This is a genomic window from Kitasatospora sp. NPDC001540, from assembly GCF_042894345.1.
GTDB classification, from domain to species: Bacteria; Actinomycetota; Actinomycetes; order Streptomycetales; family Streptomycetaceae; genus Kitasatospora; species Kitasatospora phosalacinea_C.
Genome location: NZ_JBIAVO010000078.1, coordinates 5,197 through 6,733 on the forward strand (window position 1 = coordinate 5,197; position 1,537 = coordinate 6,733).

General features: G+C 75.9%; 2 protein-coding genes. Both read left to right on the top strand.

Annotated features, from left to right (window positions below):
* Positions 1 to 135: 135 nt before the first annotated feature.
* Positions 136 to 399: a hypothetical protein gene (locus ACFY00_RS37890; protein ID WP_388038765.1), complete on the top strand. Its 264-nt coding sequence runs from the start codon at positions 136 to 138 to the stop codon at positions 397 to 399.
* A gap of 744 nt (positions 400 to 1,143) precedes the next feature.
* Positions 1,144 to 1,537, top strand: a 394-nt coding sequence (locus ACFY00_RS37895) for an adenosylhomocysteinase (protein ID WP_388038768.1), incomplete at its 3' end; no start/stop codon positions are given.

The window sequence follows — 1,537 nt, forward strand, 5'->3', positions numbered from 1 at the left end:
CGTTACGGGGGGGCCCGGCGCCCTCACCCCCGTTTGGCGGGGGGGGGCGGGCGCGCCCCCCGGGGGGGCCCCCCCCCCCGCGCCCCCCCGGGGGGGCGCCGCTTCAAGCACGCTCAGCGACCAGGGAAGGGAAGGATGGCGGTGAAGGCCGAACGACCCTCCGAGGTCCGAGCCTCGGCCTGGACCGAACCCGAGCAGGACGGCGCCCGGCTTGATCCGCCGCCGACCCGTGCCGAGACCGTCACCGCGCTGCCGCGAACCGCCCGTACCGACAGCCTGCACCTGGCCTTCGTCGGCCTTCTGCGCTCCGGAACCCGCCAGCCGCATGCCGATCGCTCCTCCGGCACCCGTCCCGGCACATTGCTCGACGGCCTGGCGCCGCGGACCGGCCGGGCATGACGCAGATCGCCGTCACCGAATCCGTCGCCACCGATCACCCGGTGGTCCCTCCCGGCCACTTCGCCGACCGGCTGATCCCCGATCAGCCCGCCCGCCTCTCACAGCCGTTCCCGGTCGAGGAACTGAAGGCGCGCCGCGGCGGCACCACGGCCACTGCGGCCTTCCCGCCCGACGGCCCGAGCCCGGCACCGATGCCGGCCGGAGCGGTGGGCAGCGACTGCACCGAGCACCGCAACCGGCCGGCGGCACACGGAGCGGACACCGCACCGATCGCACCGGTGCCCAGAGCCGACCGCCGGGTCCACCTGCCTCACCGACCAGGACGCCAACCGGATAGCGGTCCTCCGCACCGGCGCGGCGCCCCGTGCCGTCGCAACCCACCTGCGACCGTTGCCGCGGCCGGACCGGGCCCCGGCCGCGGCCGACTCCTCCCGGCAACCGGGCCCGGCCCGCTGGTGGGCAGACCCGGGAGCCGGTGGACGTGCCGATCCCACCCGCCCGGGCGACACGCCCCGGCCGGTTCCCCGGCTGGCGGTGCCCGCGGGCCGGTCCTCGACCACCGTCCGGCTCAGCTGCCCGCTGACTGCGGAAACCCTCGCGGGCACCGGCCCCCGCTGCTACTCGATCGACCCCGCCGGTCTGCCCGACACCGCGCGCCGCACCCGCGGCCCCAGCGCGGTCGCACCGATCGTGCCCGGCCCTTTCATCCAGGGCCGCCCGCACCGACCTCGAGAAGGAGTTCCCGTGCCCGACCAATTCGCCGACTTCAAGGTCGCCGACCTCTCCCTGGCCCCGTTCGGTCGCAAGGAGATCCAGCTCGCCGAGCACGAGATGCCCGGCCTGATGTCGATCCGCGCCGAGTACGCCGCCTCCCGGCCGCTGGCCGGGGCCCGGATCACCGGCTCGCTGCACATGACCGTGCAGACCGCGGTGCTGATCGAGACCCTCACCGCGCTGGGTGCCGAGGTCCGCTGGTGCTCCTGCAACATCTTCTCCACCCAGGACCACGCCGCCGCCGCCATCGCGGTCGGCCCGGAGGGCACCCCGGAGGACCCGCGGGGCGTGCCGGTCTTCGCCTGGAAGGGCGAGACCCTGGAGGAGTACTGGTGGTGCACCGAGCAGGCGCTCACCTGGCCCG